15 protein-coding genes are annotated in these 19,562 nt (G+C 54.0%); 6 read left to right on the top strand and 9 right to left on the bottom strand.

Annotated elements, in window-relative coordinates; genetic code table 11:
• Positions 1-5 precede the first annotated feature (5 nt).
• The 4 genes from I6L53_RS14065 (at position 6) to I6L53_RS14080 (ending at position 3,494) form a co-directional block, all read left to right on the top strand.
• Positions 6-1,271, top strand: coding sequence for a PTS ascorbate transporter subunit IIC (locus I6L53_RS14065; protein WP_042320229.1), 1,266 nt, complete (start codon positions 6-8; stop codon positions 1,269-1,271).
• Between the two features lie 12 nt (positions 1,272-1,283).
• A complete protein-coding gene (locus tag I6L53_RS14070; RefSeq protein ID WP_042320231.1) occupies positions 1,284-2,084 on the top strand; it encodes a transketolase in 801 nt (266 codons plus the stop codon).
• Positions 2,081-2,998 (top strand): transketolase family protein, encoded by a 918-nt coding sequence (locus I6L53_RS14075; RefSeq protein ID WP_042320234.1) that lies wholly within the window; start codon positions 2,081-2,083, stop codon positions 2,996-2,998. Before I6L53_RS14070 ends, I6L53_RS14075 begins: the two co-directional genes overlap by 4 nt.
• A 61-nt stretch (positions 2,999-3,059) precedes the next feature.
• The gene (locus tag I6L53_RS14080; RefSeq protein WP_042320238.1) at positions 3,060-3,494 is read left to right on the top strand and encodes a PTS sugar transporter subunit IIA; all 435 of its coding nucleotides are present in this window, start codon (positions 3,060-3,062) and stop codon (positions 3,492-3,494) included.
• 179 nt (positions 3,495-3,673) lie between these two features.
• On the opposite strand, the gene I6L53_RS14085 is transcribed toward I6L53_RS14080, so the two are convergent.
• On the bottom strand, positions 3,674-4,822 hold the full coding sequence (locus tag I6L53_RS14085; RefSeq protein ID WP_042320240.1) for an MFS transporter: 1,149 nt from the start codon (positions 4,820-4,822) through the stop codon (positions 3,674-3,676).
• A gap of 313 nt (positions 4,823-5,135) precedes the next feature.
• On the opposite strand from I6L53_RS14085, the gene ycaC reads away from it, so the two are divergent.
• On the top strand, positions 5,136-5,762 hold the full coding sequence (gene ycaC / locus I6L53_RS14090) for an isochorismate family cysteine hydrolase YcaC (RefSeq protein WP_042320243.1): 627 nt from the start codon (positions 5,136-5,138) through the stop codon (positions 5,760-5,762).
• A 31-nt stretch (positions 5,763-5,793) separates the two neighbouring features.
• On the opposite strand, the gene I6L53_RS14095 is transcribed toward ycaC, so the two are convergent.
• The 8 genes from I6L53_RS14095 to lrp all read right to left on the bottom strand — a co-directional run bounded on the left by I6L53_RS14095 (position 5,794) and on the right by lrp (position 17,997).
• On the bottom strand, positions 5,794-6,657 hold the full coding sequence (locus I6L53_RS14095) for a dimethyl sulfoxide reductase anchor subunit family protein (RefSeq protein ID WP_042320246.1): 864 nt from the start codon (positions 6,655-6,657) through the stop codon (positions 5,794-5,796).
• A 1-nt stretch (position 6,658) separates the two neighbouring features.
• Positions 6,659-7,276, bottom strand: a complete 618-nt coding sequence (gene dmsB / locus I6L53_RS14100; protein WP_042319148.1) for a dimethylsulfoxide reductase iron-sulfur subunit DmsB — start codon at positions 7,274-7,276, stop codon at positions 6,659-6,661.
• 10 nt (positions 7,277-7,286) lie between these two features.
• Entirely contained in the window at positions 7,287-9,731 is a 2,445-nt protein-coding gene (gene dmsA, locus I6L53_RS14105) for a dimethylsulfoxide reductase subunit A (protein ID WP_042320247.1), read from the bottom strand.
• 232 nt (positions 9,732-9,963) lie between these two features.
• Positions 9,964-11,256: a serine--tRNA ligase gene (serS, locus tag I6L53_RS14110; protein ID WP_042320249.1), complete on the bottom strand. Its 1,293-nt coding sequence runs from the start codon at positions 11,254-11,256 to the stop codon at positions 9,964-9,966.
• Positions 11,257-11,348: 92 nt separating this feature from the next.
• Positions 11,349-12,692, bottom strand: a complete 1,344-nt coding sequence (gene rarA, locus I6L53_RS14115; protein WP_042320252.1) for a replication-associated recombination protein RarA — start codon at positions 12,690-12,692, stop codon at positions 11,349-11,351.
• Between the two features lie 8 nt (positions 12,693-12,700).
• Positions 12,701-13,312 carry an outer membrane lipoprotein periplasmic chaperone LolA gene (lolA, locus tag I6L53_RS14120; RefSeq protein WP_042320255.1) on the bottom strand — a complete coding sequence of 204 codons (612 nt, stop codon included), beginning with the start codon at positions 13,310-13,312 and terminating at the stop codon, positions 12,701-12,703.
• A 111-nt stretch (positions 13,313-13,423) separates the two neighbouring features.
• Entirely contained in the window at positions 13,424-17,368 is a 3,945-nt protein-coding gene (gene ftsK / locus I6L53_RS14125) for a DNA translocase FtsK (protein WP_042320258.1), read from the bottom strand.
• Positions 17,369-17,502: 134 nt separating this feature from the next.
• A complete protein-coding gene (gene lrp / locus I6L53_RS14130; protein ID WP_000228469.1) occupies positions 17,503-17,997 on the bottom strand; it encodes a leucine-responsive transcriptional regulator Lrp in 495 nt (164 codons plus the stop codon).
• Between the two features lie 546 nt (positions 17,998-18,543).
• On the opposite strand from lrp, the gene trxB reads away from it, so the two are divergent.
• Complete coding sequence (gene trxB / locus I6L53_RS14135) at positions 18,544-19,512, top strand: thioredoxin-disulfide reductase (RefSeq protein WP_042320261.1); 969 nt, start codon at positions 18,544-18,546, stop codon at positions 19,510-19,512.
• The last annotated feature ends 50 nt before the right edge of the window (positions 19,513-19,562 follow it).

A 19,562-nucleotide genomic window follows, 5' to 3' on the forward strand; every position in this document is an offset into this window, starting at 1 on the left:
GCAACATGGATCTCCTCAGGTTTATTGTATTCGACATTCTGGGTGTAACCCCACTTTTAGTTGGATTTATTGCACTCATTGGTTTGCTGATCCAACGTAAGCCAATTGAAAAAGTACTATCCGGCACCTTCAAAACCATTGTCGGCTTCCTGGTCTTCGCGGGTGGCGCCGGACTGGCGGTCACCTCGTTGGGTAATTTTCAGACCTTATTCAGCGATGGATTCGGACTAAAAGGTGTCATGCCTCTGGCGGAAGCATTAACGGGTCTGGCACAAACAAAGTTCGCCATGTGCGTTTCGTTGATCATGGTTATCGGCTTCGGCTGGAACCTGTTTTTTGCCCGGTTCACCCCTTTCAAGTACATCTTTTTGACCGGTCAACATAACCTGTATCTCTCCGCGCTGCTTACGGTAACGCTGAAAGCATTAGGTTACAGTGATGGCATTACGATTATCGTCGGTTCTGTGCTACTGGGGCTGGCCGCCTGTATCTATCCTGCCATCGCCCAACCGTGGATGCGTAAGATTACCGGTAATGACGAAATTGCTATGGGCCATTACGTCACGCTGGCTTATGCCGCTTCTGGCTGGATCGGCTCGAAAGTGGGCGATCCCAAAGAATCGACGGAGAAACTTAACCTGCCGGGATGGCTGGGGATTTTTAAAGACTACATTGTCTCGGTTTCCATCTCAGTCAGTATTTTCTATTACATCGCAGCACTGGCAGCCGGGAAAACCGCAGTCACTGCAGTGGCTGGAGGAATGCACTGGCTGGTCTATCCCCTGTTTCAGTCACTGACCTTTACCGCTTCGCTTTACATCATCATTACCGGGGTACGTTTGTTACTCTCAGAAATTGTTCCGGCCTTTCTTGGGATCTCGGAAAAATTTATCCCAAACGCTAAGCCGGCGCTCGACTGTCCGGTCGTATTCCCCTATGCGCCAACCGCCACCGTACTCGGTTTTATTTCCTCATTTGTCGGCGGACTGGTGGTGATGGGCATACTCGCCCTGATTGGTCAGACGGTGATCATCCCGGTTGCCATCCCCTATTTCTTCATTGGGGCAACGGCCGCTGTATTCGGTAACGCATCAGGTGGCTGGAAAGGCGCGGTGGTAGGGAGTTTTATTACCGGCATTCTTATCGGAGTCGGTCCTGCGCTTATCTACCCCATTATGGAATCGGTCGGACTGTCCGGCACCAGCTTCCCGGAAACTGACTTTGTTGTCCTCGGGCTCGCCGTGTATTACCTCGGCAAAATGCTGCCCTGATAAGGAGTAAAAATGAATATTGATGAACTGAAATCGCATGCGCTGTCCGCTCGCCGCGATATTGTGAGCATGATATATGAATCCGGAATCGGCCATCCAGGTGGAGCGCTCTCCGTTGTCGATATCCTGACCTGGATTTACCACCAGGAAGTCGATCTGGACTCCACTCCACGCGCCAGAGTAGTCATGAGCAAAGGTCATGCTGTTGCTGCGCAATACGCGATGCTGTACCAGAAAGGGAAAATAGACCGAAGTGAATTTAACACCTTTCGCCAGATTAATTCGCGCTTACAGGGGCACCCCAGCGTGAAATCGCTCCCGGAGGTTGATGCCACCACCGGGCTCCTGGGTCAGGGGCTCTCCGTCGCGCTGGGGATGGCGGCAGCAAAAAAGAAAGCTCAGGATCCGCACCGTGTCTTCGCCATAATTGGCGACGGCGAAATGCATGAAGGTCAGATTTGGGAGTCATTGCAGCAGGCCAGCCACATGAAGATGGATAATCTGGTGGCCGTTATCGACTACAACGGCTTTTCCTCACACGATCCCGTCAACCAGGTCATCAATCTGGAACCCTTGGCCGATAAAATCCGCAGCTTCGGCTGGCATGTGCTTGAGATACAAAATGGCAACGATATGCACCAGGTTGCCGACACATTGATGCTTTCACGTCACCTCAAAGGCAAACCCGTGGCCATTGTTGCTCATACGGTCAAAGGCAGCGGCGTTAGCTATATGGAAAACAACGGTGACTGGCATTCAAAAACCCCAAGCGCAGAGCAATATCAGCAGGCAATGGAGGAGTTACAGTCATGAGAGCACCACGTGATGAGATTGGCAATGCCCTGCTCGCCCTGAAAGAGAAAGGCTATCCGGTTGTCGTTATCGATAGCGATCTGGCAAGTTCGACTCGTACCGATCAATTTCAAAAATCCTGGCCCGATGCCTTCTTTGAAATGGGGATTGCTGAAGGTTCCGCCATGAGTTTCACCACGGGGCAAGCGCTGGAAGGGAACATCCCGTTCTATGTTAACTTCGCAATGTTTGTTACTGGCACGGCCTGGACCCAGTTGCGTCAGGCCTGCTATGCAAAAGCGAATATCAAGTTGGTGGGCAGTCATCCTGGTATGGATGATGGGCCGGACGGCGCATCCCATCACGCGCTGGAAGATCTGGCCTTAACGCGGGTTTTACCTGGGATCACGATTCTGACACCGGCCGACGCGGAGGAAATTGAAGCGGCTTTTGAACAGGCAGTCAATATTCACGGCCCGGTTTATATTCGTGTGGCACGGGAACCGATGCCTGTACGGGATAAATCCGCCGTTCCGCGCGTGACGGATATTGCCGCGGTAGAAGACGCTGGTGATGACTTTGCTATCCTCTATGAGGGAACGGTACTGGAACAAGCCAGTGCGGGATATGAACAGCTTTATTCAGCAGGTAAACGAGGCAAACTTATTCATGTCGCCACGCTAAAACCGTTTAACCGCCAGCGCTTTCTGCAATTGATTTCGGGTTGTCCGCAGATCGTAACGATTGAAAATCACACCATCACCGGTGGACTGGGTGGACAAGTCGCCGAAGTACTGGCAGAGGAAGGATTAGGGATAAGGCTGTCGCGACTTGGGACACAGGATACGTTTACCGAATCAGGAAACAGTCGTCAGTTAAAAGAGAAATATGGCATTTCAGCGTCTGGCGTCTGTAAGGCGCTGAGTAAAGACTAATGAGGTACCGGATGGCGATTCCCGGAACGCCATCCGGTAAAACAGACTACAAGGAACAACAATGGCGCTCCCCCTCTTTTCCGCCTGCCAGTTTCGAGAACAATGCCATTCCTGGCAAGACGCGGTAAAAACGGCCTGTTTGCCGCTGGAAGAACAGAAAATAATTACTACTGAGTACGCACGGGCAATTATCTATGCCACAGAACAAACCGGCCCCTGGTATATTTTAAGTCCTGAGTTTGCCCTGCCGCACGCTCGTCCTGAAGAGGGCGTTCTCAGCAGCAAGTCGCATTTGTCGCTCTTGTGTCTGAAAGAGCCAGTCGCCTTTCCCGGTCACCCGGACGTGCGGCTGGTCATTGTTCTTGCCGCCGCCAGCAGCACTCAGCATATAGAAATGATTCAACAGTTGGTGTGCTGGCTCGATGACGCAGACCATTTACAAAAACTGAGCGATATCACCACCCCGGCGCAACTACGCTCCTGGCTTGATGCCTGAAATGATCGCGCTTTTCTGCACGGTAAAAGCGTCCATTTTGAGGAAAATCCCGGTTGGACAAGCAAACGCCGTAACAGCTATTTGATAGAGTAAAAAAGAGGCGAAGCATTATGCGCGGTAATTGAGGACAGTGACATCATACATAAACAGCATGCGATATCGCATGCTGCCTGTCCGGATTAAACGTGGGCAACCGGATTCGGGGTATGCCCGGCATTGCGCAGCAGCATCAGTAAATAAATAAACGACACGCTGGCAATCATAATAAACAGAAGATTATCGGAATAATTCTGCATCAGCATGGCCGTGAAGGAAGGGCCCAACAGGCTGCCTACGGTATAACTCAGCAGTAACGCCTGGTTCATCGCCACCAGTTGGTGATGTTCTACTTTTTCACAGGCCCACGCCATGGCAACCGGGTAGAGCGTAAAACCGGCCGCCCCGAGGATAAAGAGCGCCGGGGCCATCGCCGCCTGGCTTAACATCGCGATGCTGCCGAGGATCACGACGAACACCTGCACGCGCAATACCAGCAGTCGACCAAACTTATCCGCCAGTCGCCCGATTGGCCACTGACCAAGGATCCCTGCGCTTACCAGTACCGCCATCCAGAAACCAATACTCGCGTTGCTCATTCCCTGGTGATTGAGATACAGCGGCATCAGGCCGTACAACGAGCCGAGGACAATCCCGGAAATGATACAGCCATTGACGCCCAGCCGTGCCTGACGCAGTTTCAGCATCGCAGCGATCGGTGTGTTACTGTGGTCTTCAGACTGCTGATTCAGGATGCGGGTAAACAGCAGCGGTAAAATCCCTGCCAAAATCAGTCCCGTGGCCCATGGCAGCACACTCATCAATTCCGTAGAGACTTTGCTGACCAGTAATTGCCCGAGAAACGTCCCCACATAGTAGATCATCATATAGGCGGCCAGCAGGCGACCACGGTTGCGTGATGTCCCGCTGCACATCAGCGCACTCTCGACGACAACCCAGATCATGGCGCAGCCAACACCTGCGACAAAGCGCCACGCCAGCCAACTCCAGAAACCAACCATCACACCGAGCCCCACACAACCAGCAGCAAAGATCAGCGAGGCAAGGTAGTAGCTTCGGTTAAACCCAAGTCGCTTGATTAACTGTCCTGTCAGAAGCGTCCCCACCAGATTACCGGTGAAATAGGACGAACTAACCATACCCACCTGCCATGTCGGCAGGTTTTCCTGGGCGAGCCAAAGCGGGACGAGCGTGTTCAGCACCGCGATCGCCAGGGTCAGCAGAAGTAGACCAGCCAGCAAAAGCAAGACAGGTCGAGTATAGGTGGACATGAGTATAAACCGTGAGGAAGTTCAAATTTCACGCGCATCATGCCACTAACAAAAACATTGTCAATCGGCGCAAACCGTGGCGCGACGGCCCTTTTCAACCTTCGATTGAATTTATTGATTAAGAACATGAATTATTGCTGACTCGCGCATCCCATGCTGCTGTTTTCATTGATTTAACGCAAAAGAACTCCGTTTCGCTTAGTCGAAAAATCTCATAGTTCCGGCAACAATTTTTTTCCGTTCTATGCTTTGAATGAACCCTATGCACCTGAATAAATCTGGGCGCAGAGTTGACTCAAGCAAGGAGAAGAGTATGACCAAGCCTTATGTTCGTCTCGATAAAAACGACGCAGCCGTTCTTCTGGTGGATCACCAGGCAGGACTGCTCTCACTGGTCAGGGATATTGACCCCGATAAATTTAAAAACAACGTGCTCGCGCTGGGCGATTTAGCCAAATATTTTAAGTTACCAACCATCCTCACCACCAGTTTCGAAACCGGGCCAAACGGACCGCTGGTTCCCGAACTAAAAGCCCAGTTCCCGGATGCCCCGTACATTGCACGTCCAGGTAACATCAACGCCTGGGATAACGAAGACTTCGTGAAGGCCGTCAAAGCCACAGGGAAAAAGCAGCTAATTATTGCCGGCGTCGTGACTGAAGTTTGTGTAGCATTTCCGGCACTGTCAGCGATTGAAGAGGGATTTGACGTATTTGTGGTAACCGATGCTTCAGGGACGTTTAATGAAATTACCCGCCATGCCGCGTGGGACAGGATGTCGCAGGCTGGCGCACAGTTGATGACATGGTTTGGCGTGGCGTGTGAATTGCACCGCGACTGGCGCAATGACATCGAAGGGCTGGCGACGCTGTTCTCCAACCATATTCCGGACTACCGCAACCTGATGACCAGTTACGATACGTTGACTAAGCAGAAGTAAAAGACCGGGGCGAAAGCCCCGGTCTTTTCACTTAACTGGCAACCGCCATACCGACGGTCATATGAAGGCCATAGAATACGCCACGACCGATCAGTTCTCCCACCAGCAGCAGAATAAAGGCCACTGACAGCAGCGGAACCGCAGGCTGATAACCTTTCAACTGGGGGACAATCCAGCAGCACAGCGCCACAGCCAGTACCCCAATGCGCCAGGCCATCAGCGAACCATAGTCCGGTACCAGCGCTGTAGCCTGCTGGACAGAACTGTGAATGGTCGACAGTTCCGCGCCCTGCATCACCGCCATGATGGCACTAATCACCAGTGCCAACAGCGATATCGCAGGCAACAGACGCATCGCCCAGCCGTCAACACCCGCCACACGCAGCAGCAGGTAGCCCAACAACGGTCCCCCCATCAGCAGCGTCAGGAAGAAGCCCAACGGCGTCCAGACGCTGTACCAGGTCGGTACGGTATCGATGCTGTTATAGACGCGCACCATCATCCAGACAAACAGCACGCCCAGCACCATCGTCAGCAGCAGCCACAGGTTACGCAGGGCCGGAGAGAGCTTTTTCAACACTGCCAACAGCCAGCCAATCCCGCCAACCGCAAAGAAAATCGAACCGCTGGCAATTTCATTACTCAGCGCCGACGACCCTACGCGATTAAGCGAGTTAAAGGCCCGCATTGGCGAGCCGAGATGCAGCATGGAAGCGATAAAACCAATTCCCATCAGCACCCACAGAGCGAACATGCAGGTAATCACGCGCTGTTGCGTTTCTGCCCGCAGGTCGCCTTTCATCAGCGCCAGCGCCAGAACAATAAAGCCACCAACCACACATTGTCCGAAGACCGTGAAGATCATCAGCGGCCATTCATGCCATCCACTTCCCATCTTACACCTCCTTCGGATTCGCCAGATAACCGGTGGTATCCCCGGTCGGACGGCTGTTGGCATTGGGTTTGATCACAATACTCGGCTTCGTGAAGTGCGCGCCCGGCAGTGGCGCAACGGCCGCCAGCTCACCGTGTTTCTTACGCAGTTCGTCGATGGGGCCGAAATCCAGCGCGCGCAGCGGACAGGACTCGACACAGATCGGTTTCTTACCGTCAGCGACGCGGTCATGACAGCCGTCGCATTTGGTCATGTGGCCTTTGGCCGCGTTGTACTGCGGCGCGCCGTATGGGCAGGCCATGTGGCAGTAGCGGCAGCCAATGCAGACATCTTCATCCACGACCACAAAACCGTCTTCCCGCTTGTGCATCGCGCCGCTCGGACAGACCTTGGTACAGGCCGGGTCTTCGCAGTGGTTGCAGGCAATGGACAGATAGTAAGCAAAAACGTTCTGGTGCCAGACGCCGTTGTCTTCCTGCCAGTCGCCGCCCGCGTATTCATAGATACGGCGGAAGCTGACATCCGGGGTTAAATCTTTGTAATCTTTACAGGCCAGTTCGCAGGTTTTACAACCGGTGCAACGGCTGGAATCAATAAAAAATCCATACTGGGTTGTCATCGGTTACTCCTTACACCTTCTCAACCTGAACAAGGTTCGTATGTGACGGGTTCCCCTTCGCCAGAGGAGACGGACGCTGGGTGGTCAATACGTTGATACAACCGCCCTGGTCAATGCGTTTTGTATCCGGGTCATACCAGGCCCCCTCACCTAACGCGACCACGCCGGGCATCATACGCGGCGTCACTTTTGCCTCAATATGTAGCTCTCCACGGCCGTTGAAAATACGAACTTTATCGCCGTTGTTGATACCGCGCTTTTGCGCATCGAGCGGGTTAATCCACATCTCCTGACGGCACGATGCTTTCAGAACATCCACGTTGCCATAGGTCGAGTGAACGCGAGATTTATAGTGGAAGCCCGTAAGCTGTAGCGGGTAATCTTTGGTCAACGGGTCGTTGTAGTTCTCAAAGCCCGGCGTGTAGATCGGCAATGGATCGATGACATCGCCTTCCGGCAATTCCCAGGTAGCAGCAATCTCTGCCAGCTCCTGCGAGTAGATCTCGATTTTACCCGACGGTGTCGTCAACGGGTTAGCCTGCGGATCGTCGCGGAATGCCTTATAGGCCACATGATGCCCTTGCGGATCGCGCTGCTTAAACAAACCCTGTTTGCGGAATTCCTCAAAGGTCGGCAGCTCCGGAATCGCTTTACGCGACTGTTCGTACAGATGACGCATCCACTCTTCCTGAGTGCGCCCTTCGGTAAACTGCTGCTCGACACCCAGGCGCTTCGCTAACTCACTGGTCATTTCATAGATGGTTTTGCATTCGAAACGCGGCTTAATGGCCTGATCGGCGAAAATCACGTAAGACATATTCCCGCAAGAGGCGTCCAGCGCGAAGTCCATCTGCTCAGAAGCCGTGCAGTCGGGCAGCAGGATATCGGCATACTTCGCCGACGATGTCATGTGACAGTCGATGACGACAATCATTTCGCACTTCTTGTCATCCTGCAGAATATCGTGCGTGCGGTTGATCTCTGAGTGCTGGTTGATCAGACAGTTACCGGCGTAGTTCCAGATCATCTTAATCGGCACGTCGAGTTTGTCTTTACCGCGCACCCCATCACGCAGCGCGGTCATTTCCGGACCACGTTCAATTGCATCGGTCCACATAAACATGGAGATACTGGTTTCCACCGGGTTTTCCAGCGTGGGCATCCGAACAAACGGCAGATCGTAAGAGCCTTCACGTGCGCCGCTGTTGCCACCATGAATCCCGACGTTACCGGTCAGAATTGCCAGCATAGAAATAGCCCGGGTGGCGATTTCGCCATTCGCATGACGTTGCGGTCCCCAGCCCTGACTGATATAGGCCGGTTTTGCACTGCCGATCTCACGAGCCAGTTTGATAATGCGATCTGCCGGGATGCCGGTAATTTGCGCCGCCCATTCAGGCGTTTTTGGCGTACCGTCATTCCCCTGACCGAGGATATAGGCCTTATAGTGACCATTCTTCGGCGCGCTGGCAGGCAAGGTTTTCTCGTCGTAGCCCACACAGTACTTATCGAGGAACGGCTGATCGACCATATTCTCAGTGATCAGCACGTAAGCCAGTGCATTCACCAGCGCCGCATCGGTACCCGGACGAATCGGGATCCACTCGTCTTCGCGACCAGCCCCCGTATCGGTATAGCGCGGATCGATAATGATCATCCGGGCATTCGATTTCTGTCTCGCCTGCTCCAGATAGTAGGTAACCCCACCGCCGCTCATGCGGGTTTCACCAGGGTTGTTACCGAACAGCACGACCAGCTTACTGTTTTCGATATCGGACGGGCTGTTACCATCCGCCCAGCCGCCGTAGGTGTAGTTCAGACCCGCTGCAATCTGTGCGGAGGAGTAGTCGCCATAGTGGTTCAGATAACCGCCGCAGCAGTTCATCAGGCGTGCCACCAGAGTATCTCCTGGCGGCCATGAGCGGGTCATTGTACCGCCCAGCGTACCGGTGCCGTAGTTCAGGTAGATAGACTCGTTGCCGTAATCCTTAATCAGACGCTGCATATTGCTGGTAATGATGTCGAAAGCCTCATCCCAACTAATGCGTTCGAATTTACCTTCTCCGCGTTTACCCACGCGTTTCATCGGGTATTTCAGACGATCCGGATTATAGACGCGACGGCGCATAGAGCGGCCACGCAGACAGGCACGCACCTGATGCAAACCGTCATAGTTGTCATCACCGGTATTGTCGGTTTCAACGTATTTGATTTCGCCATCCACAACATGCATGCGCAACGGGCAACGACTCCCGCAGTTCACTGTACATGCGCTCCAGATGACTTTTTCACTGACCTGTACCGGACTCAACGCTTCGGCAGCATTGGCAATTCGGGTAAATGGCAGGGTAAACGCGCTGCTGGCCATCGCCAGTCCGCCTATGGCCGTCGTTTTGACTAAACCACGACGACTCACCTCCGCTGCCATCACGGCATCAGGGATCTTAGTATTCATAAAGGCTCACTCTGCTTGCTTACAGTAAAAAAAAGAAATTAATGTTATTTTTTGTGTAGTTAAGTAGCGGTATATAGATATATATACATCGACTTTATAGGATAACAGTGCAAAATGCTGAGTTTCATTCAAAGGTAATCTTACCCCCAAGGGAGTAATGATTATTGTCCGGTGTCAAACAGGCATAAAAAAAGCGCCCAAAGGCGCTTTTTAGAAAGGGATGAAGCGGGGATTAACCGATATATTCCAGTCCGTTCATGTACGGACGCAGTACTTCAGGTACTTCGATACGGCCGTCAGCCTGCTGATAGTTTTCCATCACGGCTACCAGCGTACGACCCACTGCCAGACCAGAACCGTTCAGGGTATGAACCAGACGGGTCTTTTTGTCGGACTTGCTGCGGCAGCGTGCCTGCATACGGCGAGCCTGGAAATCCCAGACGTTAGAGCAGGAAGAGATCTCGCGGTACGTATTCTGCGCCGGTACCCACACTTCCAGATCGTAGGTTTTGCACGCGCCGAAGCCCATATCGCCAGTACAAAGAATGATTTTACGATACGGCAGACCCAGCAGCTGCAAAACTTTCTCAGCATGGCCGGTCATCTCTTCCAGCGCCGTCATTGAATCTTCCGGACGAACGATCTGTACCATTTCAACTTTATCGAACTGGTGCATACGGATCAGACCACGAGTATCACGACCGTAAGAACCCGCTTCCGAGCGGAAGCACGGCGTATGCGCCGTCATTTTGATCGGCAACTGATCTTCGTCGATGATCTCATCGCGCACCAGGTTAGTCAGCGGGACTTCCGCCGTCGGGATCAGCGCGTAGTTACTGCTGTCAGCTTCTTCTTCCAGCGGACGGGTATGGAACAGATCGCCGGCAAATTTCGGTAACTGGCCGGTACCGTACAGCGTGTCATGGTTGACCAGATACGGCACATAGTTTTCGCTGTAGCCATGCTGCTCAGTGTGCAGATCAAGCATGAACTGTGAGAGCGCACGATGCATACGGGCAATCTGCCCTTTCATCACCACGAAACGGGAGCCTGTCAGCTTGACGGCGGCAGCAAAGTCCAGACCGGCATGCATTTCGCCCAGCGTGACGTGATCGCGAATCTCAAAATCGAACTCACGCGGGGTGCCCCAACGGCTGACTTCAACGTTATCGTTCTCGTCTTTACCGACCGGGACATCGTCAGCAGGCAGGTTAGGAATGGTCAGCGCGATATCGCGGATCTCAGCCTGTAAGACATCCAGCTCTGCTTTTGCAGCATCCAGCTCTTCGCCCAGTTTGTTCACTTCCAGACGTAAAGGCTCGATATCTTCCCCGCGCGCTTTCGCCTGGCCGATGGATTTCGATCGAGAGTTACGCTCTGCCTGCAGGTTTTCGGTATTGACCTGCAAAACTTTACGACGCTCTTCAAGAGCGCGCAGCTTATCTACATCCAGCTTAAAGCCCCGGCGTGCCAGTTTTTCAGCGACTGCGTCTGGCTCATTACGCAGCAGATTGGGATCGAGCATGCTTATCCTGTGCTTATCGAATTGAAAGAGGAAAATGTGACCACAGCCTGCGGTCACAGGGATACAGTGCCAACATTACCGCAACGCCTGCGCTAACGGTAGCGTTTTATAGGGCTATTTTGATCCTGTCCGGCGAGCCAGGCGAGCTTTTCGCCAATCTTCCCCTCAAGACCTCTGTTTGTGGGATGATAATAGCGCGTTTGTGCCATCTCCTGAGGGAAATATTCCTCGCCGGCGGCATAGGCATTCGGTTCATCATGCGCGTAGCGATACTCCTGACCGTAGCCCATCTCTTTCATCAACTTCGTTGGCGCATTGCGCAGATGGACTGGCACGTCATAGTCCGGACGTTCACGGGCATCAGACATCGCCGCTTTGAATGCGGTATACACCGCATTGCTTTTCGGCGCGCAGGCCAGATAGACGATCGCCTGCGCGATAGCCCGCTCTCCTTCTGCAGGCCCCACTCGCGTGAAGCAGTCCCAGGCGGAGATCGCCACCTGCATCGCGCGCGGATCGGCATTGCCCACATCCTCGGAGGCGATTGCCAGGCAACGACGCGCAACGTACAGCGGATCGCCCCCCGCCGTAATGATGCGCGCATACCAGTAAAGTGCCGCATCCGGCGCGCTACCCCGAACCGATTTATGCAAAGCGGAAATGAGATCGTAGAAGCGGTCACCTTTGTTATCGAAACGCGCGCTACGCTCACCGGCAATTTCGGTCAACAGCGCAGGCAGGAGTACCCGCTTGCCGCTGTCATCCACTTCCGCCATGTCGGCCATCATTTCCAGCGTATTCAGTGCCCGACGCGCATCGCCGTTGACCAGCTCAGCGATGGCTCTGCGGGTATCATCGGGCAGAACGATATCCTGTCCACCGTACCCCCGCGCCTTGTCTTCCATCGCCTGACGCAGTACCTGCTCGATATCTTCCGTCGTCAGCGACTTGAGCAGATAGACGCGCGCACGCGACAACAACGCGGAATTTAGCTCAAACGATGGATTCTCGGTGGTTGCCCCGATAAAGGTGATTGTGCCGTCTTCAATGTGCGGCAGGAACGCATCCTGCTGGCTTTTGTTGAAGCGATGAACTTCGTCTACAAACAGGATGGTACGACGTCCGGCATTTCGATTCTGCCGCGCGCGTTCGATGGCTTCACGGATCTCTTTCACACCGGAGGTGACCGCTGAAATTCGCTCAACGTCGGCATCAGCGTAGCGGGCAATCACTTCAGCAAGCGTCGTTTTTCCGGTGCCTGGCGGGCCCCACAAAATCATGGAATGCAGGTGTCCGGCTTCAATCGCACGCGGCAACGGTTTACCCGCAGCCAACAGGTGCTGCTGACCAATATACTGCGCTAAATTTTCTGGCCGCATCCGCGCGGCCAGTGGCTGAAAGGTATTATCAGAAAAATCGAGCGACAGGTTGCTCACGCATGCCTCTACTTACGTTGGTCGTCTACCGTTACGCCTTGCGGTGGAGTAAAGGTGAACTTCGATGCGTCAACGGTGCCATTCTGCTGTGATTTCAGCTGATAGCTGCTGCGCTGGTCATCCTGTTCCACGGCGCTAAACTGATGAATGGTCCCGTCACGGCCCACGTTGATAGTGAACTGTTTCAGGTTGCCGTTGCTGGTTTTCGGCGTCAGGACGAAGTCGTCACCGTTCTGCTTGATGTTGTACTGCTGCCAGTCGCTGGACTGGTTACGGGCAATCAGCATAAACGGCGTATTACCGGTGGCGTCTTTCAGCCAGGTCGCGGTAGCTTGCTCAACAAACGGGTTAAAGAACCACAGCGTTTTACCATCAGAAACCAGAATGCTTTCGTCAGGCTGCGTCATGTGCCAGTTAAACAGGTTCGGACGCTTTACCCACAAATCACCCTGGCCTTCCTGAACGGCGGCCCCGCTGCCATCGGTCACTTTCTGCGTGAAGCTGGCGTGGAAGCTACTCACTTTATCCAGACGACTTTTCAGATCGCTGGCGGCATCCGCCCAAACGCTGCTTACCACGAACCCTGAGAGTAATGCACAGGTGATTGCGATTTTTTTCATTGTTATTCCTCAAAATACGTCACTCCCGATGGGGAGATCCCTCTGCTATCCATTCCAGGCCAAAAATCAGCGTGAGGAAAGAAGACAATACTGAATTACGTAACTTTGCACTTAGTCAAACGGCGGAGGAGCCAGCACTTCGCGATTGCCGTTATGGCCCTGTTCGCTGACGATCCCTTGCGCTTCCATCTGTTCGATGATGCGCGCCGCTCGGTTGTAACCAATACGGAACTGGCGCTGTACGCCGGAGATGGACGCTTTGCGTTTCTCCGTCACAAAGTTGACCGCCTGATCGAATAACGGATCCAGCTCTTCGCCACCATCAAAGCCACCGCCACCGCCTTCACTTTCGCTGTCGGAGGTGATGCCATCCACATACTGCGGACGCCCACGCGCCTTCCAGTCCTGAACCACCGCATGCACTTCCTGGTCGCGGACAAACGCGCCGTGAACACGCACCGGCATAGTGGAGTTCGGCCCGGAGTAGAGCATATCGCCCATCCCCAGCAGCGATTCTGCCCCCCCCTGATCGAGGATGGTACGCGAGTCAATCTTACTGGACACGGTGAACGCAATACGGGTTGGAATGTTGGCTTTGATCAGACCGGTAATGACGTCAACCGACGGACGCTGCGTCGCCAGCACCAGGTGGATCCCTGCCGCACGGGCTTTTTGCGCCAGTCGGGCAATCAACTCTTCCACTTTCTTACCAACGGTCATCATCAGGTCGGCAAATTCGTCCACCAGTACAACGATATACGGCAGTTTTTCCAGTACCGGATGTTGTGCATCCATACTGTCACCCGGCTTCCAGTACGGATCCGGAATCGGACGCCCCATTCGCGCGGCTTCGGCAATCTTTTCGTTGTAGCCTGCCAGATTACGCACGCCCAGAGCAGACATCAGCTTGTAACGACGCTCCATCTCGTTAACGCTCCAGCGCAGCGCATTGGCGGCGTCTTTCATATCTGTCACGACTTCTGTCAGCAGATGCGGAATACCTTCGTAAACCGACAGCTCCAGCATTTTCGGGTCGATCATGATGAAGCGAACGTCTTCCGGTTGCGCCTTGTAAAGCATGCTGAGGATCATGGCATTCACCCCAACCGATTTACCTGAACCGGTCGTACCTGCAACCAGAAGGTGCGGCATTTTCGCCAGATCGGCCACGACCGGATCGCCAGCAATATCTTTACCCAGCACCACGGTCAGTGGCGATGGGTTTTCACGGAACTTCGCGTTATCCAGCACTTCACGCAGATAAACGGTCTGCCGTTTTTTGTTCGGCAATTCCAGGCCCACGTAAGGTTTACCAGGAATCACTTCCACCACGCGCACCGCGACGGTGGAAAGCGAACGCGCCAGGTCACGGGAGAGGTTGGAAATACGGGCAGCCTTCACGCCCGGCGCCAGATTCAGCTCAAACCGCGTGATAACCGGACCCGGAGAGTAGTTCACCACATCAGCCTTGATGCGGAAGTCTGCCAGACGGGCTTCAACCAGGCGCGCCATTTGCTCCAGCGCAAAGGTATCAACCGGCTCAACTTCGCTCGGTGGCTGCGTCAGCAGATCCAACGAAGGCAACGGCGTCGTCGGTCTTTGCAGTGGACGACTGTCGCCATTGCGCATCAGCAGCGGGTGAATCAGGCTTTCCTGCGGCTGTGGAGCCACCGGCTGCTGCGGTTGCTGATACTGCGGCTGCGGAGCCACCGGTTGCTGCGGCTGCTGATACTGCGGCTGCGGAGCCACCGGTTGCTGCGGCTGCTGATACTGCGGCTGTGGGGCTACCGGCTGCTGCGGTTGTTGATACTGCGCCTGCGGAGCCATCGGTTGTTGCGGCTGCTGCGGTTGCTGATACTGCGGCGGCTGAACAGGCGCAGATTCCGGCATCACACCTGGCGTAAACAACGGCTCATGCGGACCATCATCCACCAGCGTTTTCATCGGTGAAAACTCAAAATCATCCAGCGAGAACGGATTCCCCCCCGCAGGCTGCTCACCGGCGTAACGCTGCTGCTGTGAAGAGACAAACTGTCGCGCCAGTTCAGCTTCTGCAGCAGCATCCTCATCGTCGGCCTGCGTCGCATCGTGCTGATACTCATCGCCATAGCGACTTTGCTGCGACTGAGCAAACTGGCGAGCCAGTTCATCCTGTTGCATGGCGTCGATTTCATCATCGCTATATTGTGGCTCGTGCTGCCCGGCTTCACGCGCTCTCTCCTCAGCCATACGCTGAGACGGTAATTTAATACCATATGATGCCAGTTCACGGCGCGTCGGCACACGCACGCGATTTGGTCGAGGTAACTGCGGGCCAATCCCTTCTTTTACCTGCGGACGCGGCGATCCGCCGTTCGCAAGGCTGAAGATCGGCGCTGCCGCCGCAGTCGCGCCAGCGGATAACGTCGCATCCTTCACGCCTGCGGCGATCGGCGCAATGCCCGCGACGGCGTCAACAGGCGGTATGGAAGGAGCCACAGATGGCGCGGGGGCCACCGGTTCCGGCGTGTTAACAGGCTCAGGAATCGGCTGATACCATGCCGCCAACTGCTCGCGTTCACGCGCGCGCTTCTCTTCCACTTCTTCAAAATAGTACAGAGGCGGACGCGTCGGTTTTGCCTCTTCTACCGGTGGTTCAGCCTCTGCAGCTGACCCCTGCTGAACCACCGGTTCCTGCGGTTCCAGTGGCTCTGGCTGATAAGCCGGCTGATGATAATTCGGTTGCTGAGGCTCGGGTTGATAAGCCGGCTCAGGTTGCCAGGACTGTTCTGGCGCAGCCTGCGGTTGTTGCCACGGTTGCGGCGGTACGCCTGGCTGCGGATAGCCAGCTTCAGCGTTCACAGGCGCAGTGTACTGTGGTTCAGCGTGTTGCCAGGACTCATACTGTGCATGTTGCGGTTGCGCATACTCAGTATGTGGTGAATAGCCTTCCGGCGCAGGCGCAATCACTGGCTCACCGGTTTGCGGACCCGGAACAGGCTGCCATTCAACGGCAGGTTGTACCGGAACCGTTTCCGGCATCGGCGGCATTTGCATAATGGGATCGACCGGAGCGGCCCAGGCCTGAGTCGCAGCCGTTGCTGCCGCCGCCGCTGCGATCGGTTCAGTCACCGAATGACCGTTTAACAGCGGATCGTATTCATCATACTCTGGCTGTGTCGCACGATGTCCGGAGAACAACACATCGCCAGGATCGGCTTCGACGCCGCGCGCGCTGTATGCAATCTCATCATCGTCATCCATGCGCCTGCCGGAGAACAGCGCCGCATCGGTCTGGCGACCATGCGGGTTGATAAATTTTTCAGCCAGACGTTTACGGCGCGCCAGCGCACCGCGAAGAATACGCGCCCGACGAGATTCACGTCTCCCGCCCTCCGCATCATCTTCATACTCGTCATCATCTTCGTATTCGTCGTCTTCAACCCAGGTATCATCGCGACGAGTACGGTTGCTGGCAAAGGTCAGAATATTGAGCAGCCAGCCTCCGATTTTTTCGGCAATGCTGACCCACGACCAGCCGGTAAAGAGCGTCAGCCCCGCCGCCCACACGCATAAAAGCGTAATGGTGCCGCCACTGCTGTGCAGTAGTGGTTGCAGCGTGGTGCTCAACAGACTGCCAATCACCCCACCGGACGCGAAGTACCAGATGTCATCGGCATTGATTGCGGCCAGGCCACAGGACGTGAGGATAAGCGCCAGCACGCCAATGATGCGCAGTGAGACGGCGAAATAATCGATATAGTCATCGGTCGCCTGATGACGCCAGGCAAACCAGCAGCCACCCACAATGATGACTGGAATGGTGTACGCCATCACCCCAAAGATAAAGAACAGGGTATCTGCCAACCAGGCCCCCGGCGCACCACCCAAATTATGGATAGGTTCATGCCAGGCTGTTTGTGACCAACTGGGATCAGAAGGATTAAAGCTCAGTAAGGCTGCCATCAGCCAGACGGCAAAAAGGGCAATAAGAATCAGCAACGCCTCCAGAAGTCGGCGCCCGCTGCTTAACTTTGTTAATGTGACTTCTTTGTCTTCAGTGTATTCCTGGCTCAAAAAAGGCTCTCCAGGTTTCAGGCTTTTCCTGCCCGATGCTAAAACGGACAACAGCACCGGGTCACCCCGGCACTGTTGCTGTATGGATTAACAGGAGTGTAATCAAAATACGCCGATTTTGCACCTGTTCCGTATTAGCGCGTCTTAATAACCAGACGATTACTCTGTTTGACTTCTTCCATTACCACATAGGTACGTGTGTCATTCACGCCAGGCAGACGCAGCAGGGTTTCCCCTAGCAGCTTACGGTACGCTGACATGTCCGGTACACGTGTTTTCAACAGGTAGTCAAAATCACCGGACACCAAATGACACTCTTGAATTTCTTCAAGTTTTTGTACAGCGGCGTTGAATTGTTCAAACACATCCGGAGCGCCACGATTCAGAGTAATCTCAACAAATACCAGAAGTGATGCATCCAGATAATGTGGGTTTAACAGAGCTGTATAGCCCTGAATGAAACCCTGTCTTTCCAGTCGACGCACACGCTCAAGGCAGGGCGTCGGGGAAAGTCCCACTCGTTTAGAAAGCTCGACGTTAGAAATACGCCCATCCTTTTGCAACTCATTAAGAATGTTACGATCGATACGGTCGAGATCTTTGCCAGGGCGCTTCTTGCTATCTACCATTATTATTGTCTCTCTGTATTCCTTCCCTACTCCTGCCTGACTCATCAAACATCATTGTCGAGAGTCGATGCCCATCACAATAGACCGAAACCCAGAGGATTAACGGCGCGCAATGCCTGGGTCTATAGTGAGAAGACCGTTGCCTGACGGCAGCTATCGACATCACGGATGGCGTCTGTCCACGCCATGCGTAGATTTCGCTAGCCCGGTAAACATGGTATTTATATGCATGATTATGCGGCACACACACAACACTGTTTTTTTCTTCCTCGAATGTTTTCGCAAAACGGCAGGTGATTGTCAAAGCAAAACATCGATTTTTAGTACAACATGCCAGTTATTCATTAGGCGTTAAGAAGATTCATCATTTTATCACCTTATAACTGAGCGATTTTAAGTAGAATTCATTATGGCCCTACTGCAGATTTGTTCACCCATTGCCCTCGCCTATTACACAAATTGTTAACAAAATCGCTATACTCTTTTTTTACGCCGTCAAATTCCCTACAATCCAGCCCATTGCCTGCCAACAACAATGAGGATCTCATGGGCACGACCAAACACAGTAAACTGCTTATTCTGGGTTCCGGCCCGGCGGGATATACCGCGGCTGTCTATGCTGCGCGCGCCAACCTGCAGCCGGTGTTGATTACCGGGATGGAAAAAGGCGGTCAACTGACCACCACGACGGAAGTGGAAAACTGGCCTGGCGATCCGAACGATCTGACCGGTCCTTTGCTGATGGAACGTATGCACGAGCATGCAACTAAGTTTGAAACCGAGATCATCTTCGATCACATCAATAAAGTAGACCTGCAAAACCGTCCGTTCCGTCTGATCGGTGACAGTGCAGAGTACACCTGTGATGCGCTGATTATCGCAACCGGTGCGTCCGCCCGTTATCTCGGTCTGCCGTCAGAAGAGGCATTCAAAGGCCGTGGCGTTTCGGCCTGCGCAACCTGTGACGGTTTTTTCTATCGCAACCAGAAAGTTGCAGTCATCGGTGGCGGTAACACTGCCGTCGAAGAAGCGCTGTATCTGGCGAACATTGCCTCTGAAGTTCACCTGATTCACCGCCGTGACGGTTTCCGCGCGGAAAAAATTCTGATTAAACGTCTGATGGACAAAGTGGAGAACGGCAACATCGTGCTGCACACTCATCGCACGCTGGAAGAAGTGACCGGCGATCAGATGGGCGTTACGGGTTTGCGCCTGCGCGATACGCAGAATACGGACAACATTGAGTCGCTGGAGGTCGCGGGTCTGTTCGTTGCTATCGGCCACAGTCCGAACACGGCGATTTTCGAGGGTCAGCTTGAGCTCGAAAACGGCTACATCAAAGTGCAGTCCGGAAGTCACGGCAACGCGACCCAGACCAGTATCCCGGGCGTCTTTGCCGCGGGTGACGTGATGGACCACATTTACCGTCAGGCTATCACCTCCGCGGGTACCGGTTGTATGGCTGCGCTGGATGCTGAACGTTACCTCGACGGTTTAGCCGACGCGTGCAAATAGTTTTTACAAATCAGTAACAAAAGTAAATAAGGCGACTATAAGTCGCCTTT

The sequence above is a fragment of the Citrobacter farmeri genome (assembly GCF_019048065.1).
Classification (GTDB): Bacteria; Pseudomonadota; Gammaproteobacteria; order Enterobacterales; family Enterobacteriaceae; genus Citrobacter_A; species Citrobacter_A farmeri.

What these genes read in the sequence shown, in the direction of transcription:
- I6L53_RS14065 (WP_042320229.1), top strand. Translation starts at nt 6, where the DNA reads ATGGATCTCCTCAGGTTTATTGTATTCGACATTCTGGGTGTAACCCCA.
- I6L53_RS14070 (WP_042320231.1), top strand. Translation starts at nt 1,284, where the DNA reads ATGAATATTGATGAACTGAAATCGCATGCGCTGTCCGCTCGCCGCGAT.
- I6L53_RS14075 (WP_042320234.1), top strand. Translation starts at nt 2,081, where the DNA reads ATGAGAGCACCACGTGATGAGATTGGCAATGCCCTGCTCGCCCTGAAA.
- I6L53_RS14080 (WP_042320238.1), top strand. Translation starts at nt 3,060, where the DNA reads ATGGCGCTCCCCCTCTTTTCCGCCTGCCAGTTTCGAGAACAATGCCAT.
- I6L53_RS14085 (WP_042320240.1), bottom strand. Translation starts at nt 4,822, where the DNA reads ATGTCCACCTATACTCGACCTGTCTTGCTTTTGCTGGCTGGTCTACTT.
- ycaC (WP_042320243.1), top strand. Translation starts at nt 5,136, where the DNA reads ATGACCAAGCCTTATGTTCGTCTCGATAAAAACGACGCAGCCGTTCTT.
- I6L53_RS14095 (WP_042320246.1), bottom strand. Translation starts at nt 6,657, where the DNA reads ATGGGAAGTGGATGGCATGAATGGCCGCTGATGATCTTCACGGTCTTC.
- dmsB (WP_042319148.1), bottom strand. Translation starts at nt 7,276, where the DNA reads ATGACAACCCAGTATGGATTTTTTATTGATTCCAGCCGTTGCACCGGT.
- dmsA (WP_042320247.1), bottom strand. Translation starts at nt 9,731, where the DNA reads ATGAATACTAAGATCCCTGATGCCGTGATGGCAGCGGAGGTGAGTCGT.
- serS (WP_042320249.1), bottom strand. Translation starts at nt 11,256, where the DNA reads ATGCTCGATCCCAATCTGCTGCGTAATGAGCCAGACGCAGTCGCTGAA.
- lolA (WP_042320255.1), bottom strand. Translation starts at nt 13,312, where the DNA reads ATGAAAAAAATCGCAATCACCTGTGCATTACTCTCAGGGTTCGTGGTA.
- lrp (WP_000228469.1), bottom strand. Translation starts at nt 17,997, where the DNA reads ATGGTAGATAGCAAGAAGCGCCCTGGCAAAGATCTCGACCGTATCGAT.
- trxB (WP_042320261.1), top strand. Translation starts at nt 18,544, where the DNA reads ATGGGCACGACCAAACACAGTAAACTGCTTATTCTGGGTTCCGGCCCG.